This is a genomic window from Corallococcus terminator (assembly GCF_003611635.1).
GTDB lineage: Bacteria > Myxococcota > Myxococcia > Myxococcales > Myxococcaceae > Corallococcus > Corallococcus terminator.
Map to the genome: position 1 here is coordinate 1 of NZ_RAVZ01000212.1, position 17,205 is coordinate 17,205.

Annotated in this window: 17 protein-coding genes and 2 tRNA genes; 18 read left to right on the forward strand and 1 reads right to left on the reverse strand. The window is 68.3% G+C overall.

Features of this window, described 5'->3' with window-relative positions; all coding sequences use genetic code 11:
- The first annotated feature begins 48 nt into the window (after positions 1 to 48).
- The 3 genes from D7V88_RS26370 to D7V88_RS26380 are packed head-to-tail and all read left to right on the forward strand — an operon-like array spanning position 49 to position 2,954.
- A complete protein-coding gene (locus tag D7V88_RS26370; RefSeq protein WP_120543409.1) occupies positions 49 to 2,019 on the forward strand; it encodes a hypothetical protein in 1,971 nt (656 codons plus the stop codon).
- 42 nt (positions 2,020 to 2,061) lie between these two features.
- Positions 2,062 to 2,715 (forward strand): hypothetical protein, encoded by a 654-nt coding sequence (locus D7V88_RS26375; protein WP_167509877.1) that lies wholly within the window; start codon positions 2,062 to 2,064, stop codon positions 2,713 to 2,715.
- Entirely contained in the window at positions 2,712 to 2,954 is a 243-nt protein-coding gene (locus D7V88_RS26380) for a hypothetical protein (RefSeq protein WP_120530973.1), read from the forward strand. The genes D7V88_RS26375 and D7V88_RS26380 overlap by 4 nt, the downstream gene beginning before the upstream one ends.
- Positions 2,955 to 3,009: 55 nt before the next feature.
- On the opposite strand, the gene D7V88_RS26385 is transcribed toward D7V88_RS26380, so the two are convergent.
- Positions 3,010 to 3,744 carry an FKBP-type peptidyl-prolyl cis-trans isomerase gene (locus tag D7V88_RS26385; protein ID WP_120543399.1) on the reverse strand — a complete coding sequence of 245 codons (735 nt, stop codon included), beginning with the start codon at positions 3,742 to 3,744 and terminating at the stop codon, positions 3,010 to 3,012.
- A gap of 259 nt (positions 3,745 to 4,003) precedes the next feature.
- Between D7V88_RS26385 and D7V88_RS26390 the strand changes: the two genes are divergently transcribed.
- The 15 genes from D7V88_RS26390 (at position 4,004) to D7V88_RS45550 (ending at position 17,119) form a co-directional block, all read left to right on the forward strand.
- Positions 4,004 to 4,336 (forward strand): PilZ domain-containing protein, encoded by a 333-nt coding sequence (locus D7V88_RS26390; RefSeq protein ID WP_120530970.1) that lies wholly within the window; start codon positions 4,004 to 4,006, stop codon positions 4,334 to 4,336.
- Between the two features lie 198 nt (positions 4,337 to 4,534).
- A complete protein-coding gene (locus D7V88_RS26395; RefSeq protein ID WP_120543400.1) occupies positions 4,535 to 5,353 on the forward strand; it encodes an LPP20 family lipoprotein in 819 nt (272 codons plus the stop codon).
- Positions 5,354 to 5,386: 33 nt separating this feature from the next.
- The gene (locus tag D7V88_RS26400; RefSeq protein WP_120543401.1) at positions 5,387 to 5,764 is read left to right on the forward strand and encodes a PEGA domain-containing protein; all 378 of its coding nucleotides are present in this window, start codon (positions 5,387 to 5,389) and stop codon (positions 5,762 to 5,764) included.
- Between the two features lie 255 nt (positions 5,765 to 6,019).
- Entirely contained in the window at positions 6,020 to 7,261 is a 1,242-nt protein-coding gene (locus tag D7V88_RS26405; RefSeq protein WP_120543402.1) for an AI-2E family transporter, read from the forward strand.
- The gene (locus D7V88_RS26410) at positions 7,258 to 7,944 is read left to right on the forward strand and encodes a uracil-DNA glycosylase (RefSeq protein ID WP_120543403.1); all 687 of its coding nucleotides are present in this window, start codon (positions 7,258 to 7,260) and stop codon (positions 7,942 to 7,944) included. Before D7V88_RS26405 ends, D7V88_RS26410 begins: the two co-directional genes overlap by 4 nt.
- 103 nt (positions 7,945 to 8,047) lie before the next feature.
- Positions 8,048 to 8,119: transfer RNA gene (locus tag D7V88_RS26415), tRNA-Val, on the forward strand.
- A gap of 85 nt (positions 8,120 to 8,204) precedes the next feature.
- Positions 8,205 to 10,133, forward strand: a complete 1,929-nt coding sequence (gene thrS, locus D7V88_RS26420) for a threonine--tRNA ligase (protein ID WP_120543404.1) — start codon at positions 8,205 to 8,207, stop codon at positions 10,131 to 10,133.
- 199 nt (positions 10,134 to 10,332) lie between these two features.
- Complete coding sequence (gene rpmI / locus D7V88_RS26425; RefSeq protein ID WP_120543405.1) at positions 10,333 to 10,539, forward strand: 50S ribosomal protein L35; 207 nt, start codon at positions 10,333 to 10,335, stop codon at positions 10,537 to 10,539.
- A 92-nt stretch (positions 10,540 to 10,631) separates the two neighbouring features.
- Positions 10,632 to 10,979: a 50S ribosomal protein L20 gene (gene rplT / locus D7V88_RS26430; protein WP_120530963.1), complete on the forward strand. Its 348-nt coding sequence runs from the start codon at positions 10,632 to 10,634 to the stop codon at positions 10,977 to 10,979.
- Positions 10,980 to 11,107: 128 nt separating this feature from the next.
- Complete coding sequence (gene pheS, locus D7V88_RS26435; RefSeq protein WP_120543406.1) at positions 11,108 to 12,157, forward strand: phenylalanine--tRNA ligase subunit alpha; 1,050 nt, start codon at positions 11,108 to 11,110, stop codon at positions 12,155 to 12,157.
- A 30-nt stretch (positions 12,158 to 12,187) separates the two neighbouring features.
- Positions 12,188 to 14,599 carry a phenylalanine--tRNA ligase subunit beta gene (gene pheT, locus D7V88_RS26440; RefSeq protein WP_120543407.1) on the forward strand — a complete coding sequence of 804 codons (2,412 nt, stop codon included), beginning with the start codon at positions 12,188 to 12,190 and terminating at the stop codon, positions 14,597 to 14,599.
- Positions 14,600 to 14,692: 93 nt separating this feature from the next.
- Positions 14,693 to 15,079: an integration host factor subunit alpha gene (locus tag D7V88_RS26445; RefSeq protein ID WP_014397244.1), complete on the forward strand. Its 387-nt coding sequence runs from the start codon at positions 14,693 to 14,695 to the stop codon at positions 15,077 to 15,079.
- Positions 15,080 to 15,164: 85 nt separating this feature from the next.
- Positions 15,165 to 15,241 (forward strand) — tRNA-Pro (locus D7V88_RS26450).
- Between the two features lie 446 nt (positions 15,242 to 15,687).
- Complete coding sequence (locus D7V88_RS26455; RefSeq protein WP_208726467.1) at positions 15,688 to 16,863, forward strand: DNA cytosine methyltransferase; 1,176 nt, start codon at positions 15,688 to 15,690, stop codon at positions 16,861 to 16,863.
- A gap of 13 nt (positions 16,864 to 16,876) precedes the next feature.
- Complete coding sequence (locus D7V88_RS45550; protein WP_120543408.1) at positions 16,877 to 17,119, forward strand: PDDEXK family nuclease; 243 nt, start codon at positions 16,877 to 16,879, stop codon at positions 17,117 to 17,119.
- The last annotated feature ends 86 nt before the right edge of the window (positions 17,120 to 17,205 follow it).

Sequence of the window (17,205 nt, forward strand, 5' to 3'; positions counted from 1 at the left end):
GCCCCCTTCCCGGCGGACGCCCGGAGCGCCACCGCCCCGGCCGCCCCCGTGACGAAGCAGGCCCTGGCCGCGCTGAAGGCGGAGCTGGTCGCGAAGTACGGCGAGGCGCAGAGGGCCCGCATCGAGCGCGGGGTGGATCAGGTGGCCTCGCTGTGGAGAGCGGACGACGGGGACCTGCCGGCCTTCGTGCGCGAGCAGTTCCTGCCAGAGGGCCCCCAACTGGACGCGACGTTCCGGCGGATGGAGGGCCTGTTCGAACAGTTCGACGGGCACATGAACGAGCTGGGCCGGGAGCTCCAGTGGTTCACGGACCTGGACCTGGGGCCGCTGCTGCCGGTGGAGCCGCTGCTGGCGGCGTACGACCCTTCCTCCAACGTCACGTCGGACCTGTTCCAGGCGAAGCCGGGCTTCGTCGCGCTGCTCAACTTCCCGCTCACCACGCTGGAGGAGCGGGTGAAGGCGGGCCCCACGTGGACGCGGCGGCAGTGGGCGGAGGCGAAGCTGGCGTCGCGCTTCAACCGGCGCGTGCCGGCGGAGGTGGAGCAGCAGGTGTCCAAGGCCATCGCGGCCGCGAACCTCTACATCGCTGAGTACAACGTCTGGATGCACCACCTGGTGGACGCGAAGGGCCAGCGCCTGTTCCCCAAGGGCCTGCGGCTCATCAGCCACTGGAACCTGCGCGACGAACTGAAGGCGGACTACACGGATGCGGCGGGGCTGGCGAAGCAGCGGATGATCGTCCAGGTGATGGAGCGCATCGTCACCCAGTCCATTCCCGCCGCCGTCATCGACAACCCGCGCGTGGACTGGGATCCGTTCACCAACGCGGTGACGGTGGCCCCTCCGGAGTCGGTGGAGCCGAACGCGCCGGAGCGGCCCGCGAAGGCGGACGTCGCGCCGGAGCCGGACACGCGCTACGCGCGGCTGCTCGCCACGTTCCAGGCTTCACGGCGCGCGGATCCGTATTCGCCGGTGGCCCCCACGCGCATCGCGCGCAGCTTCGAGTTGGACCGGGGCCTGCCGGAGGCGCGGGTGCGCGCGCTGCTCACGGAGCTGCTCTCATCGCCGCTGGTGCCGCGCGTGGCGAAGCTCATCGAGTCCCGGCTGGGTCGCCCGCTGGAGCCGCAGGACCTCTGGTACCCCGGCTTCCGTCCGGGCGCGAAGATGCCGGAGGCGCAGTTGAATGAGCTGACGCGCAAGCGCTACCCCACGGCGGAGGCGTTCGCGCGCGACATCCCCCGCATCCTCCAGGGCCTGGGCTTCACGAAGGAGAAGGCGGACGTGCTCGCGTCGTACATTCGCGTGGATGCGTCCCGGGGCGCGGGCCATGCGCAGCCGGCGCTGCGCCGGGGGGACTTCCCGCGCCTGCGCACGCGTGTGGAGAAGGGGGGCATGGACTACAAGGGCTACAACATCGCGGTGCACGAGCTGGGGCACAACGTGGAGCAGGTCTTCAGCCTGTACAACGTGGACCACACGCTCTTGTCCGGGGTGCCCAACAACGCCTTCACCGAAGCGCTCGCGTTCGTCTTCCAGGCGCGCGACCTGGAGCTCCTGGGCCTGGGCAAGCCCGACGCGGCAAGTGAGCGCGAGCGGGTGCTCAACGACTTCTGGCAGTCCTGGGAGATTGCCGGCGTGGCGCTGGTGGACATGGCCACGTGGCACTGGATGTACGAACACCCGGACGCCACGCCCGCCCAGCTTCGCGACGCGGTGGCGCAGGTGTCGCGCGACGTGTGGAACCAGTACTACGCGCCGGTGCTGGGCCGGAAGGACAGCCCGCTGCTGGGCATCTACAGCCACATGATCAGCTACCCGCTGTACCTGCCGGACTACCCGCTCGGGCACCTCATCGCCTTCCAGATCGAAGAGCACCTGAAGAAGCACGGCCCCCTGGGCGCGGAGTTCGAACGCATGGCCATCTTCGGCTCCGTCACGCCGGATGAATGGATGCGCCACGCCACCGGAGCCCCCGTCAGCGCGGAGTCGTTGTTGCGCGCCACCGCAGCGGCCCTGTGATATCCGGCCCTTTCTTCATTCACCTCTACTGAAGGAATGGCCATGAATCCTATTTTCCGTGCGGTACTGCTGGGCTCACTGTCGACGGTGGTCGGCTGTGCTTCGATGAAGGGCGGCACGAAGCCGGAGCCCACCGAGCCGACGACGCCGCCTCCCGCAGCGTCGCTGGTCGACAACTGTGACCCCACGCAGAAGGAGATCGCGAAGGAGGGCGACGCGCTGGCGAGCCCCTACGGCATCGACCAGCACGTGGCGAAGAACTTCGCGAACGGCAAGGTGTCCTGGCTGATGACGGACAGCGCGTACCAGAAGTTCGTGGTGCAGACGGGCGCGAAGAACTTCGGCCGTTGCAACGACGTGGCCTGCTACCTGTTCGCGGCGCCGTCGGAGACCATCCAGGGCGCGGTGGAGAAGTCGAAGACGGCGGACGGGAAGCATGATCCGGCGGTGCTGGGCCAGGCGCTGGGCCTGCCGGCGAAGAACTTCGAAGGCCCGCTGCGGATGATGACGCTGGACCTGGCGGACCGGAAGGTCTGCGCGCGGCTGCCGGTGGACGCGGACCCTGGCGTGTGGAAGTGCACCACGCCCGAGGACAAGGACTGCTTCAAGTTCGGCGGCTACACGTCGGGTGGCGTGCCGGAGATCATGGTCATCAACGCCCCGGTGGTCGATGCCCAGGTGGCGGAAATCCCGTGAGTGACGAGGAGGTGCTCCTCCAGAGCCCGCTCCTGTACCGCGTGCTGCGCGGTCGGGACGGAGCGCTGTCCATCGAGGTGGTGGTGGGCGGCATCGTCCAGTTCGAAGTGCGCGTGCTCCTGAACGAAGAGGAGTCCGAGTCCTTCGCGCGGGAGGGGCGTGCCTTCGCGGACCGGCTGGCCCAGGCCATCATGGCGGACCCGCCCTTCGGCGGACGTTCGGTGCGCTCGCCGGTGTGACGTGTGGACGCGGGGGCCCGCGCGACGCGGGCCCCCGGGGTGTCGAGCGGTGGGCCTAATGTCCGACGGCGGTGTTGCCGGGGACTTCCACCAGCTCCACCTCGAACTGGAGCACGGCGCCCGAGGGGATGCGCGAACTGGAAGGCGGACGGTCGCCGTAGGCGGTGTTTGCGGGGCAGGTGAGCTTCGCCTTGCCGCCGACCTTCATCTTCTGCACGCCCTGGGTCCAGCAGGCGATGACGCCGTTGAGCGGGAACTCCACCGGTACGCCGCGCTTGAAGGAGCTGTCGAACTCCGAGCCGTCCACGAGGGTGCCCCGGTAGTGCACCTTCACGGTGTCGGTGGCGCGCGGGCTCTTGCCGGTGCCCGCCGTCAGCTCGCGGTAGAGGACGCCGGAGGGCAGCTTGACGGTGCCGGGCTCCTTCGCGGCGCGCTCCAGCGTGGCGACGTTTGCCTGGGCCAGACGGTTCTTGGCGAGCGCCTGGACCCGGGGCGAGAGTTCCTTGGGGTCCACGGCGGGCGCGGCGCTGTTGAGCGCATCCTGGAGCCCGCGCTGGAGGATTTGAATCTCCTCGGGCGTGAGGGCGAGCGCCGTCACGTTCTGGCCCAGCGACACCCCGAGCGAATAGATCGTCTTCTGGTCGTCCGTCTGGAGCTCCAGGGGGGCCGCGGCGGGCGCCTTGGCCTCGGCCGAGGCGGCCGGCTTGGAGGTCTTCGTCGGGGCCTGGGCCAGGGCGAAGCCCGGAGCGCCGAGCGCCAGCACCAGGGCCGCCATCCACTGCATACGCATGCTTCCGCCTTTCACGAGAATGGGGGGACTATAGGGCCCCTCATGCGTCACCGGTCATCCTTGGCGAACGTGCGCAGGCGGACCGCACGCACAGATCAGCGCGAAGAATCCAGCGAGCGGAAAAACGCGGCCCATGATGACGAGCCTGGCGTGCCTGGAGCGCGCCGTTTTCTTGCGCGCATGACGACTGACCGTACTGTGCCTCCAGGTCGCTGCACCCCCGCAGCAACCTGTTGCACCAGCCGGAGGTCATGAGCCAATGAGCGAGAAGCGGAAGGCCAATCGAGCGCCCCTGGACATCTACCTCAACAAGTACATGGGCGGCGTGCCGTACATGACCCGCGCCGCGGACATCAGCCAGGAAGGCGTCAGCCTGTCGCGCCTCATCGAGCCCCAGCACGAAGCGCGTCGCGTGGGCCTCCAGTTCCAGCTCCCCGGCTCCGAGGAGATCATCTACGCCGAGGGTGAAGTCGTACGCGAGTGGAAGGAGTTGGGCCGCCGCGAGCAGTCGGGCGTGCGTTTCACCCTCCTCACCGAGCGGCACCGCAAGATGATCGACGCCTACGTCGACCGTCACGCGAACGAGAACTGACGCTCGGCGTTACCCTGCGGGTGTGCCACCGCGCCTACGCGGTGCCACCGGCGGTTCGCGGTGCGCACGGAAGTCGGGTCCAGTGGATCCGCCCGTGCCCCGGGTTGCCTTGACTTCGCGCGGAGTGGCCCCCTTGAATGACCGGAGTGGTTTCCTGTGCGCTCGCCGGATCTTCGGCGACAGCGGGAGGAGTGCTCCGTGAGGCGTTCACTGTGGGGTTTGTTGCTGGTCGTGCCGCTGACGGCGCTGGGCCAGGGCAAGGACGCGCAGGTCGCCGCACCCGCCGCGCCCGCCACGGGTGAAGCCGCGCGCACGCTCGCCAGCGCTGGCATCAACTGGGAGGGCCAGATCCTGCGCGCCACGGGCGCCGGGGCCCCGGACCTCAAGGCGGCCAATCCCGCGCAGGCGCGACTGGGCGCCGAACGCGCCGCGAAGCTGGACGCGTTCCGCAACCTGCTGGAGCAGGCCAAGGGCATCCAGGTGAGCGCGGGCCGCACCGTGGCCGACGAGTGGGCACGCGAAGAAGTGAAGGGCCGCGTCGAAGGCGCCATCAAGGGCTACAAGGTCGTGGCCCGGCGCTACTTCTCCGACAGTGGCGTGGAGCTGGACGTGGAGGTGCCCCTGGCGGCGCTCTCCGCGGCGCTGACGCCCGCGCAGGACGCGGCCATCGTGCTCAATGCCGAAGGCGCGAAGAAGTACACGGGCCTCGTGGTGGACGCGCGCGGTCTGGGCCTGAAGCCGGTGCTCGCGCCCCGTCTGGTGGACGCGGCCGGCAAGCCGCTCTACAGCGCGACGGTGCTCACCGAGGAGGCGCGCGGCGCCACGGGCGTGGCGGCCTGGTTCGAGAACCTGGATGCCGCCAGGAAGGCCACGCTGGTGGGCGACAAGCCGCTGGTGGTGAAGGCCGCGCAACTCCAGGGCTCCGACCTGGTCCTCGACGCGGAAGGGGCTCGCGCGCTCACCGAGGCGAACACGCGGTTCCTGGCCGAGGGCCGGGTCGCCATCGTCACGCAGTAGCCGCCCGGTTTCGCGGCGGACCAAGGAACGCCGATGCTCCTGCAACGCTCCGTGCTCTGCTTGGTCCTTGCGCTGACGGTCGGCTGCGCGGCGAAGCAGGAGCAGCCGGCGACGGTGGCCCGGGCGCGGGAGTTGATGGCCTCGGCCGGAGGCAAGCGCGGCGACCTGGTGCTCCGGTGCGAACCCGCGGACGCCGAGGTGTTGCTGGACGGGGTGCAGCAGGGCCTGTGCAGCGACTTCTCCAGCGTGTCCCGCAGCCTGCGGTTGAGCGACGCGGGCTTCCATCAGGTGGAAGTGAAGAAGCGGGGCTTCTGGCCCTACACGACCTACTACGAGCCCAGCGGGGCGCGGGTGACGCTGAAGGTCAAGCTGCGCCCGGTTGTGCCCGAGGCAGGGAGCGGGACTCAGTAAAGCGACTGCGCGCGACGTGAGCGGTGCCGTTGCCGGGACCATTGGCCGCGTGGAGGTGCTGGAGCGCACCCAGGTGCCGGGCCCCAGGTGTCGCTGGAGCAGTGGACGGAGAAGTTCGTCCAGCTCCAGGCGGACCGGCAGGGGTGGTGGAAGCGGAGCCGGGCTCCACGAAGGTTGGCGCCCTGGACCGCAAGGTAGCGGGCGACCGCTTTGGACCGTTCGTGAATCGCAATCCGGGACCGAAGACGCCGTAGGATGAGAGGGGACAGGGAGGCGGTCATCGGACGTCGTAAGAAAGGCAGTGAGCGCGCGGTGAAGGTCCTCCAGCAGGCCCCCGCCCCGGAAATCTCCCCCGTGCTGCACGTCGTGCACCCGGAGCCCGTGCCCCCGGCTGGAGATCCGGCGGCGCTGGACGAAGCGGCGGCGCGTCGGGTGGACCTGGTGTGGTCCGGCGCGATGGTGGGTTCGCTGGCCCTGGTATTCGCGCTCCTGTCGGTGTTCGGGGGGGTGGCGGTGCCGGTGCTGCTGGCGCTGACCGGCGCGTACGCGTTCAACCCGGTGGTGACGCTGCTGGAGAAGCGCGGCCTGGATCGCACGCTGGGCACGTCGCTGCTCTTCGTCGCGGGCACGCTGCTGATGGTGGGCGCGGGGCTGTACCTGGTGCCGGTGTTCCGGGACGAGGCGGCGAAGCTGCCCGGCTTCTTCTCGCGGGCCAGCACCCAGGTGGTGCCGCAGGTGGAGTCGCTGCTGGGCATGTCGCTGCCGGAGCTGGTGAGTCAGCGCACCGCGGAGCTGGGAGAGAAGGCCTCCGAGCTGGTCCAGAGCGCGGGCCCCACGGCGGCGCGGCTCGTCGCGAGCTTCGCCGGCAACACCGCCCGCTTCGTGACCACGCTGCTGGGCCTGTCGGTGGTGCCGGTGCTGGCGTTCTTCTTCCTGCAGGACTACCCGCGCCTCATGGAGAGCATCAGGGACCTGCTGCCTCGCCGCTCGGTGGCGCTGTTGAGCCAGCGCTTCCGCGAGGTGGATGAGGTGCTGTCCGCCTTCGTCCAGGGCCAGCTCGCGGTGGGCGCCATCCTGTCGGTCATCTACGCGGTGGGCCTGTCCGTGGCCCGCATCGACCTGGCCATCGCCATCGGTCTCATCGCCGGCTTCGGCAACATGGTGCCGTACCTGGGCACCGGCATCGGCGTGGTGCTTGCGTTGATGGGCGTGCTGCTGTCGTGGCAGGGGCCGTGGCAGTTGGCGGTGGTGGCGGCGACCTTCGTGGGAGGGCAGATGCTGGAGGGCTTCGTCATCACCCCCCGCGTCGTGGGCGAGAAGGTGGGCCTGTCCGCCGTGGCGGTCATCCTCGCCGTGCTCGCGTTCGGGGAGCTGTTCGGCTTCGTGGGCATCCTGCTGGCGGTGCCGGCCAGCGCCATCCTCAAGGTCGTCCTGAGCGTGGTCATCCAGCGCTACCGCCGCACCGACCTCTACAAGGGGGGAGCCGGCGGTCCGTGACGAAGCTGGAGAAGCTGCACCAGGAGATCATCGCGTGCCGGGCCTGCCCCAGGCTCGTGGAGTGGCGCGAAGAGGTGGCCCGGGTGAAGCGGAGGGCCTACCGGGACTGGGAGTACTGGGGCAGGGCCGTCCCCGGCTTCGGGGATCCGAACGCCCGGCTGATCATCGTGGGACTGGCACCCGCGGCGCACGGCGCCAACCGGACAGGGCGGTACTTCACCGGGGACCGCTCCGGGGAGTTCCTCATGGCGGGCCTGCACCGCGCGGGCTTCGCCAACCAGTCCCGGAGCGACCGCATCGACGACGGGCTCAAGCTGACGGACGCCTTCATCGTCGCCGCCGCCCGGTGCGCCCCGCCGGACAACAAGCCCCTGCCGGAGGAGCTGGCCCGGTGCGCGCCGTTCCTGGACCGGGAGATGGCCCTCCTGCCCGGCCGGGTGCTGCTCGCCCTGGGCGCCATCGGTTGGAACGCCGCGCTGGCGTCGGCGACCCGCACGGGCGGCGTCATCCCTCCGCCCCGGCCTGCCTTCGGCCATGGTGCCGAGTTCCGGCTACCGGACGGCCGGTGGCTCGTGGGCAGCTACCACGTCAGCCAGCAGAACACCCAGACGGGGAGGCTCACGCCCGCCATGTTCGACGCCGTGATGAAGCGGATCCGGGCGTTGTTGGATGAAGGGAAGTAGGGCGGGGCCGCGCGCGTTGGGCTGGGGAACAAGAAGCCCCCGTGTTCGTGTTTCCTTGACAGGTGTGGGAGCCCGCTGTTATTCCCCGCGCCATCCGCACGACGGGTCGTTAGCTCAGCGGTAGAGCACTACCTTGACACGGTAGGGGTCAGTGGTTCGATCCCACTACGACCCATCACAGTAAGTGTTCCATCTCGCGGGCGGCAGGCTTCCAAAGAGCCTGCCGCCCGTGGTTTTTCCAGCGCAGGGGTTTTCAAGCCATGTCCGAATCCATCACGGTGACGCTCCCCGACGGCAGCCAGAAGCAGACGCCTCGCGGGACGACCATCGCGGACTTCGTGAAGGGCAGCATCGGTGTGGGGCTCGCGAAGGCGGCCCTGTTCGCCCGGGTGAACGGCCAGGACGTGGACCTGTCGCGCCCGCTGGACGAGGACGCGAAGCTCCAGATCTTCACGCCCAAGAGCCCTGAAGGGCTGGACCTGATCCGCCACGACGCCGCGCACGTGGTCGCCAGCGCCGTGCAGCGCCTGTTCCCCGGCACGCAGGTGACCATCGGTCCGTCGACGGAAGAAGGGTTCTATTACGACTTCTTCCGCGAGAAGCCCTTCACGCCGGAGGAGCTGGAGAAGATCGAAGCGGCCGCCAACGCGGAGCTCAAGCAGGACGCCCCCTTCGTGCGCACGGAGATCTCCATGGAGGACGCCGTGCGTCTCTTCGAGGGGAAGGGCGAGACCTTCAAGGTGGAGATCGTCAAGGACATCGCCGCCAAGGGCGCCAAGACGCTCACGCTCTACACCCACGGCGACTGGGTGGACTTCTGCCTGGGGCCCCACGCGCCCAGCACGGGGAAGATCGGCGTCATCAAGATCCTCTCCTCCAGCGGCGCCTACTGGCGCGGCGACCACCGCAACCCGATGCTCCAGCGCGTGTACGGCACGGCGTTCTTCGACAAGAAGGCGCTGGATGCGTACATGACGCGCATCGAGGAGGCGAAGAAGCGCGACCACCGCAAGCTGGGCAAGGAGCTGGATCTCTTCCACTTCCACCCGTATGCGCCGGGCGCGGCCTTCTGGACGCCCAAGGGCACCACGCTCTACCAGACGCTGTCGGACTGGATGCGCTCGCTCACGTCCGGTGACGGCTACGTGGAGATCAAGACGCCCCTGATGTTCAACAAGGGGCTGTGGGAGACCAGCGGCCACTGGGGCAAGTACAAGGAGAACATGTTCCTGGTGCTCGACAGCGAGTCCGGCGAGCACGACTTCTCCCTCAAGCCGATGAACTGCCCGTCGCACCACCTGTTCTACGGCTTCAAGAAGCACAGCTACCGCGACCTGCCCCTGCGCCTGCACACCCAGGACGTGCTGCACCGCAACGAGGCGGCCGGTTCCCTGGGCGGCCTCACCCGCGTGCGCCAGTTCGCGCAGGACGACGCGCACATCTACTGCACGGAGGCCCAGATCACCGACGAGGTGAAGCGCTTCGTGAAGCTGCTCGACCGCGTCTACAAGGCGGTGGGCCTCACCTACGCGGTGAAGCTGTCCACGCGCCCCGTGCAGCGCCTGGGGGATGACTCGCTCTGGGACCGCGCGGAGGCGGGCCTCACGGCCGCGCTGGAGTCGCTGGGCCTGGAGTACGAGCTGGCCCCGGGCGACGGCGCCTTCTACGGCCCGAAGATCGACTTCGCGGTGTCGGACAGCATTGGCCGGCGGTGGCAGTTGGGCACCATGCAGTTGGACTACCTGGCCCCGGAGCGCTTCGACCTGACGTACGTGGGCGAGGACAACGCCCCGCACCGCCCCGTGGTCCTCCACCGCGCCATCTTCGGCTCCTTCGAGCGCTTCACCGCCATCCTCATCGAGCACTTCGCCGGCGCGTTCCCGGCGTGGCTCGCCCCGGTGCAGGCGACGCTCGTGTACGTGGCGGACCGTCAACTGGACTACGCCCGCAAGGTGCGTGACGACCTGCGCGCCAAGGGCTACCGGGTGGAGCTGGACGAGCGCGGCATCACGCTCAACGCGAAGATCCGCGAGGCCCAGCTCCAGAAGATCCCCTTCACCCTCGTCGTGGGTGACAACGAGGTGGAAGCCGGCGCCGTGTCCCCCCGTCGCTACGGCGGTGAGGACCTCAAGTCGATGAAGCTCGCCGACTTCGAGGCGCTGCTGGCGAAGGAAGCGGCCCTGCCCTGACTCGGGGTAGGGATTTGTAGGGACGGGTAGTGCGAGGGGCGGCGGAGGTTTCAGCGGTCGCTGTAGGAAACGCTACCCCCAACGCCCTGAAAGAGTGATAGACGCTTCCGCTCAAAGCGTCCGCGAACCGTGTGTCGTGGACCGCCGTCAGCCGCGATGGCTGCCGTGCCGACAGGAAGCAGAAGGAAGGATTGGGACCATGCCCAAGTTGAAGACCCGAAGTGGCGCGAAGAAGCGCTTCCAGGTGAAGAAGAGCGGCCAGGTGAAGTTCGGCAAGGCCTTCAGCAAGCACCTGTTTACCTTCTCCAAGTCGCCCAAGCAGAAGCGCGGCAACCGGGGTACCGGTCACCTGCGCGACATGGACGCGAAGAAGGTCATCAAGGAGCTGTTCCCCTACGGGGCCTGAGTTTTTCCTCGGGCTTGGACCATCCGTGAGTCCTGGCGGAGCGGCGTGAGGCCGGCACCCCAGGGTCACCTTCAAGAAGTCAGGAGTGTGTCATGCGCGTCAAAAAGGGATTCAAGGCTCGTCGTCGTCGTAATCGCATTCTCAAGCTGGCCAAGGGTTTCCGCGGCCGCCGCAAGAATTGCTACAAGCGCGCCAACCAGGCCGTCGAGCGCGCCCTGGACTACGCCACCCGCGACCGCGCGGTGCGCAAGCGCAACTTCCGTTCGCTGTGGATCGTCCGCATCAACGCGGCGGCGCGCACGGTGGGCCTGTCCTACTCGAAGCTGATCGCCGGGCTGGCGAAGGCGAAGATCGGCCTGGACCGCAAGGTCCTGTCCGACATGGCCATCGCGGACCCTGCGGGCTTTGCCGCCGTCGCCAACATCGCGAAGGCAGCCTGAGACCCGGCCGGCTCCTGAAGCCGGCCCCCTGAAGACAAACGGGCTGCCTCCAACACGGGGGCGGCCCTCTTTTTTTGCCCGGCGTCGGATGGCGCCCGGGGCGCGTAACGGAAGGCGGAAAGAGGACCATGCGAGACCGGTTGCAGGCGTTGGCGGACGCGGCGCGCCAGGAGATCGCGGGCGTGTCGGAGCCCTCGCAGGTGGAGGCGCTGCGCATCCGCTACCTGGGCAAGAAGGGCGAGCTGTCCGCCATCCTGGGCGGCATGGGCAAGCTGCCCCCGGAGGAGCGGAAGGCGCTGGGCGAGGTGGCCAACACCGTCAAGGCGGAGCTGGAGCAGTTGCTCGCGGACGCCGTGCGCCGCGCCGAGGACGCGGCGATGGAGGCCCAGCTCAAGGGCCCCAGGCTGGACGTGTCACTGCCGGGCCGCGCGGTGCTGCCCGGTGGACGGCACCCGGTGTCGCGCACGATGGAGGACATCGTCCGCACGTTCGCGCGGCTGGGGTTCGAAGTGGCCGTCGGGCCGGAGATTGAACTCGACTACTTCAACTTCGAGGCGCTGAACCTGCCCAAGGATCACCCCGCGCGGGACATGCAGGACACGTTCTACGTGGACGAGCCCACGCTGGGCCACGCGAAGAAGGCGGACAGCCCTTCGCTGTTGCGCACGCACACGTCGCCGGTGCAGGTGCGGCACATGCTGGCGCGCAAGCCGCCCATCCGCGCGGTGATGCCGGGCCGGGTGTACCGGCGCGATTCGGACATCACGCACACGCCGATGTTCCACCAGGTGGAAGGCCTGCTGGTGGACAAGGACGTGAGCTTCGCGGAGCTGAAGGGGACGCTGGACGCGTTCGTCCGGGCCTTCTTCGGTTCGGACACGCGCACGCGCTTCCGCCCGTCGTTCTTCCCCTTCACCGAGCCGTCGGCGGAGGTGGACGTCACCTGTGCGTCGTGCGGTGGCAAGGGCTGCCGCGTCTGCAAGCAGACGGGGTGGTTGGAGGTGCTGGGCAGCGGCATGGTGCATCCGAACGTCTTCACCGCGGCGGGCTACGACCCGAAGGAGGTGACGGGCTACGCGTTCGGCATGGGCGTGGAGCGCCTGGCCATGCTGCGCTACGGCATCGACGACCTGCGGATGATGTTCGAGAACGACGCACGCTTCCTCGCGCAGTTCTGATTCCAGCCGGATGGGCAAGAGGGTGGACCTGTGAAGATTTCGGTGAAGTGGCTGGGTGATTACGTGGCGCTGCCGCCGTCGGTGGACGAGCTGGCGCGCAAGCTGACCGCGGCGGGGCTGGAGATCGAAGGGGTGGAGCGCCCCGGCGAGGGCCTGCGCGGCGTGGTGGTGGCGCAGATCCGCGAGTCGGTGCAGCACCCCAACGCGGACAAGCTGTCCGTCACGCAGGTGGACATCGGCGGGTCGGCGCTGTTCCAGGTGGTGTGCGGCGCGAAGAACTTCAAGGTCGGCGACAAGGTGCCGCTGGCCACGGTGGGCGCGAAGCTGCCCAACGGCATGGAAATCAAGCAGGCCGCGCTCCGGGGCGTGGACAGCTTCGGCATGCTCTGCTCCGCGAAGGAGCTGGGCATCACCGAGGACTCGGCGGGCCTGCTGATCCTTCCCGCGGACACGAAGCTGGGCGTGCCCATCGCGGAGGCGCTGGGGCTGGATGACTCGGTGCTGGAGGTGAACGTCACGCCGAACCGGCCGGACGCGCTCTCCCACCTGGGCGTGGCGCGCGAGGTGGGCGTGGTGACGGGCGCGGCGCTCAAGGTGCCCGAGCCGAAGCCCGCGGAGTCCGGCAGGCCGGTGGCGGAGCTGGTGAAGGTGCGCATCGACGCGGCGGACCGGTGTCCTCGCTACGCGGCGCGCGTGGTGGAGAACGTCACCGTCCAGCCGTCGCCGCAGTGGATGCAGGACCGGCTGAAGGCGTGCGGCGTGCGCGCCATCAACAACGTGGTGGACGTCACCAACTTCGCGCTCCTGGAGTACGGACAGCCGCTGCACGCGTTCGACCTGGAGAAGGTGGCGGGCCAGGAGATCGTCGTGCGCACCGCGAAGGCGGGCGAGAAGCTGCGCACGCTGGATGACAAGGAGCGCACGCTGGACGCGGACGACCTGGTCATCGCGGACAGGGACCGCGCGCAGGCGCTGGCGGGCGTGATGGGCGGCGGGGACAGCGAGGTGACGCAAGGCACGAAGCGCATCGTCATCGAGTCCGCGCACTTCGTGGGCTCCGGTGTGCGCCGGTCGGCGAAGCGGTACGCACTGCACACGGAGGCGTCGCACCGCTTCGAGCGCGGGGCGGACCTGGACGCGGTGCTGCCGGCGTTGGACCGGGCCGCGCAGCTCATCGCGGAGCTGTCGGGCGGCACGGTGGCGCCGGGACGGGTGGACGTGCAGCCCTCGCCGAAGCCGCCGCGTCGGGTGACGCTGCGCTACGGGCAGGTGGAGAAGGTGCTGGGGGTAGTGGTGCCGGAGGCGGAGTGCCGGCGGATCCTCGGGGCGCTGGGGTTCAAGAACGTGGAGGACGGCGCAGGGCAGACGACGTTCGAGGTGCCCCGGGCGCGCGTGGACGTGGAGCGCGAGGAGGACCTGATGGAGGAGGTCGCCCGCGTCTTCGGCTACGACAACATCCCGGCCCGGCTGCCGCGCGGCCTGGACACCCTGGCGCCGGAGCCTGCGCAGATGGAGGCCGAGCGTCGGCTTCGCCACTCGCTGGGCGGGGTGGGGCTGAACGAGGTGGTGAACTACTCGTTCGTGGCGCCGAAGTCGCTGGAGGTGCTGGGCGGGAAGGAAGCGCCCATCGCGCTGATGAACCCGCTGAGCGTCGAGCAGTCGGTGATGCGCACCAGCCTCTTGCCGGGCCTGTTGGAGAACCTGTCGCGCAGCGTGCGCCACCAGGTGGAGACGGTGGGCCTCTACGAGACGGGCCGGGCGTACTTCCGGGACGCGCAGGGCGGGCAGGGGATGAAGCCCGCGTCCCGCGAGGTGCCGCGCGTGGCGGGCCTGGTGTGGGGCGTCCGGGGCGGCCGGAGCTGGACGCAGAAGGACGCGCGCGTGGACTTCTACGACGCGAAGGGTGCGGTGGAAGCGCTGCTGCACGCGTTGCACGTGGAGGGCGCGACGTTCGCGCCGGCCGAGCCTCCGGCGTACCACCCGCGCAGCAGCGCGCAGGTGGCGCTGGCGGATGGGACGGTGCTGGGTCACGTGGGCGAGGTGCACCCCCGGGTGACGAAGGCGCTGGGGCTGCCGGAGGGCGTGTTCGTGTTCGAACTGGACACGGAGCCGCTGTACGCGGCGGCGCGGCTTGTGCCGCAGGCGGCGGGGCTGCCGAAGTACCCGGCGGTGCTGCGCGACCTGGCCGTGGTGGTGCCGGTGGAGCTGCGCAACGAGGAGGTCCGCCAGGTCATCCTGGAGGTGGGTGCGCCGCTGGTGGAGGACGCGTTGGTGTTCGACGTGTACACGGGCAAGCCCATCCCCGAGGGGAAGAAGAACCTGGCGTACGCCCTGAGGTATCGCTCGGCCGAGCGGACGCTGACCGACGTGGAGGTCACGACGGCGCACCAGCGCATCATCACCGAGGTGAACCAGCGGCTGGGGGCGGCCCTGCGCGCCTGAATTCCTGAGTGAAGTCAGGACGTTGACACGGTTCGGGGAAGGCTGACACCATGCCCCGCGTTCACCGGCCAGCACGGGTGCCAGAGGACTCGCATGACGAAAGCGGACATCATCGAGGGGGTCTACGAGAAGGTCGGCTTCTCGAAGAAGGAGTCGGCGGAGATCGTCGAGCTCGTGTTCGACACCGTGAAGGAGACCCTGGAGCGCGGGGACAAGATCAAGATCTCCGGGTTCGGAAACTTCCAGGTGCGCCAGAAGAAGGCGCGCGTGGGGCGCAATCCGCAGACGGGCAAGGAGATCGAGATCAGCGCGCGTCGGGTGCTGACCTTCCGGCCGAGCCAGGTGCTCAAGAGCGCGTTGAACGGCGAGGCCCCTCCGGAGAACCACGCGGAGATCGACGCCCAGGAAGAAGCGGCGGCGGACGCGGCGGAAGCCCGGGGCGAGGACTTCGACGAGGGAATGGAAGAAGGCGACGAGTAAGTTTTCCCACGGAGCCCTTCACCTCGCGCTTGACCCAGGAGTTCGGCGAGGGCATAAGGGCGCACCGTTTCACGACGGCGGTTTTCGGGGCGTAGCGCAGCCTGGTAGCGCACTTGCTTGGGGTGCAAGTGGTCGCAGGTTCAAATCCTGTCGCCCCGACCAAATGAAGGCCCTGGAGTTTCCGGTGCAAGCCGGTGACTCCAGGGCCTTTAGTTTTTCTGGGGCTCCCGGACATAAGCTGGGTGCATTCACGGCGTCGTACGCCCGTGGTGCTCGGGCACACGCTCGTTCAGGCGGAGGCAGGCTCACAATCAGCTCCGTTCTTCGGCGTGTCGCCACCACGGTCCGGATGGCTGCCACGAAGCCTGCGGTGGCACCTCCCGCGCCGCTCGCGCCCTCTACCGCTCTGCCCTATTCTCAGGATGGCTTGGCTGGCGACCGCGGCTGACGCCCTTGGACCACAGCGGCTATAGGAAGGGCGTCATCGGCCGCAGCTCTCGCGAGTGTGGCTTCCGACGTGACCCGGGTGGCCAGCACGGAATCTGAGGGCCCGAAGTTCAGGTAGGTCCATAAAGCAAAGGCCTCGGACGTATAAAGCGAGGAGTGAGGTGACGGAAGCGATGGCCAAGTATGCACGCACGTCGGCAACGAATGAATGGGCCGAACGGCCCGAGCAGGAAGTCGTGTGCGTGGATCTTTTCTGTGGTGCCGGCGGGCTGACTCACGGGCTCATCAATGCCGGCGTGCACGTCGTCGCGGGCGTCGATTTCGATAAGGCCTGTGAGCACCCATACACGGCCAACCACGAGGGAGTCGCATTCTATAAGTACGACGTCGCGAAGCTGGAGGCGTCGGAGGTCACCAAGTGGTTCGGCAACGCCTCGGTTCGAGTCCTCGCTGGCTGCGCGCCGTGTCAGCCGTTCTCCAGCTATTCGCAGCGCTACGACACCGTCGGGACTGAGCGTTGGGGGTTGCTCAACCACTTCGCGCGCCTCATCAAAGAGGTCCAACCTGACATCGTCACGATGGAAAACGTCCCCACTGTGACGAAACACCAAGTGTTCGAAGACTTCATTAAGACGTTGAGGAGCTTGGGCTATGTGATCTGGTTCAATGTCATTGACTGCTCCAAGTATGGTCTCCCTCAGCGCCGCCGCCGTACCGTCCTCCTTGCGTCGTTGCATGGCGAGATCAAACTTCGTGCCCCCGATGTATCGGCTGGCAAGACGGTCGAGGATGTTTTGAAGGGCCTCCCCGTTCTCAGGCACGGCGGCAGCAACAAAGATGACCCGCTGCATACTTCGTCGAGCCTGTCGCCGCTGAATTATGAGCGGATCATGGCTTCGACGCCTGGGGGCACGTGGCGAGAGTGGCCGAAACGCCTCATCGCCCAATGCCACCTCAAGAAAACGGGCGAGACCTATCCAGGCGTCTATGGTCGCATGAAGTGGGAGGAGCCAGCGCCGACCCTCACGACGCAATTCTACGGCTTCGGCAACGGCCGCTTCGGACATCCCTCGCAAGCGCGAGGCCTCTCTCTCCGTGAGGGCGCCATTCTCCAAGGCTTCCCGCAAGACTACTCTTTTGTCCCCAAGGGCGACCCCATCCAGTTTAAGGTACTCGGCCGTCTCATCGGCAACGCGGTGCCGGTGGATCTTGGACGCGTCATTGGCGAGAGCATCATTGCGCACGTCAATCAGCACGTCGGTCAGTATCCATCTCTGACCAATCAACGAGGAGGGCGGAATGGCCGCGATCACACGGGCGGTACCGTCGTCGCCTGAAGCGAGCCGCCGCATGCAGCGTGTTCGGCAGAAGAACACGTCTGCAGAGTCGAAGCTACGCCGCGAACTCCACGCTTGTGGTCTCCGCTATCGCATCCACGTCCCGGTCTTGACCAAACCGCGTAGGGTTGCAGATGTTGCGTTTGGTGGGCCACGTGTCGCCGTCTTCGTCGACGGCTGCTTCTGGCATGGCTGTCCTGAACACGCAACGTGGCCTAGAGCGTCGAACAGGTTAGGTCACGCCGCGAGCTGGTAGCGCGCTGCGACCTCAAGGTTTTGGACGACCGCGAGTCGCCTGAGGTCAAAGAGGTTGCGGCGCGTGCCTCGATAACGGGCCTTTGG

Excerpts from the sequence above, each read along its gene's own strand:
- D7V88_RS26445 (WP_014397244.1), top strand. The coding sequence starts at position 14,693 with ATGACGAAAGCGGACATCATCGAGGGGGTCTACGAGAAGGTCGGCTTC.
- pheS (WP_120543406.1), top strand. The coding sequence starts at position 11,108 with ATGCGAGACCGGTTGCAGGCGTTGGCGGACGCGGCGCGCCAGGAGATC.
- D7V88_RS26375 (WP_167509877.1), top strand. The coding sequence starts at position 2,062 with ATGAATCCTATTTTCCGTGCGGTACTGCTGGGCTCACTGTCGACGGTG.
- rplT (WP_120530963.1), top strand. The coding sequence starts at position 10,632 with ATGCGCGTCAAAAAGGGATTCAAGGCTCGTCGTCGTCGTAATCGCATT.
- rpmI (WP_120543405.1), top strand. The coding sequence starts at position 10,333 with ATGCCCAAGTTGAAGACCCGAAGTGGCGCGAAGAAGCGCTTCCAGGTG.
- D7V88_RS45550 (WP_120543408.1), top strand. The coding sequence starts at position 16,877 with ATGCAGCGTGTTCGGCAGAAGAACACGTCTGCAGAGTCGAAGCTACGC.
- D7V88_RS26390 (WP_120530970.1), top strand. The coding sequence starts at position 4,004 with ATGAGCGAGAAGCGGAAGGCCAATCGAGCGCCCCTGGACATCTACCTC.
- D7V88_RS26400 (WP_120543401.1), top strand. The coding sequence starts at position 5,387 with ATGCTCCTGCAACGCTCCGTGCTCTGCTTGGTCCTTGCGCTGACGGTC.
- thrS (WP_120543404.1), top strand. The coding sequence starts at position 8,205 with ATGTCCGAATCCATCACGGTGACGCTCCCCGACGGCAGCCAGAAGCAG.
- D7V88_RS26405 (WP_120543402.1), top strand. The coding sequence starts at position 6,020 with ATGAGAGGGGACAGGGAGGCGGTCATCGGACGTCGTAAGAAAGGCAGT.
- D7V88_RS26385 (WP_120543399.1), bottom strand. The coding sequence starts at position 3,744 with ATGCGTATGCAGTGGATGGCGGCCCTGGTGCTGGCGCTCGGCGCTCCG.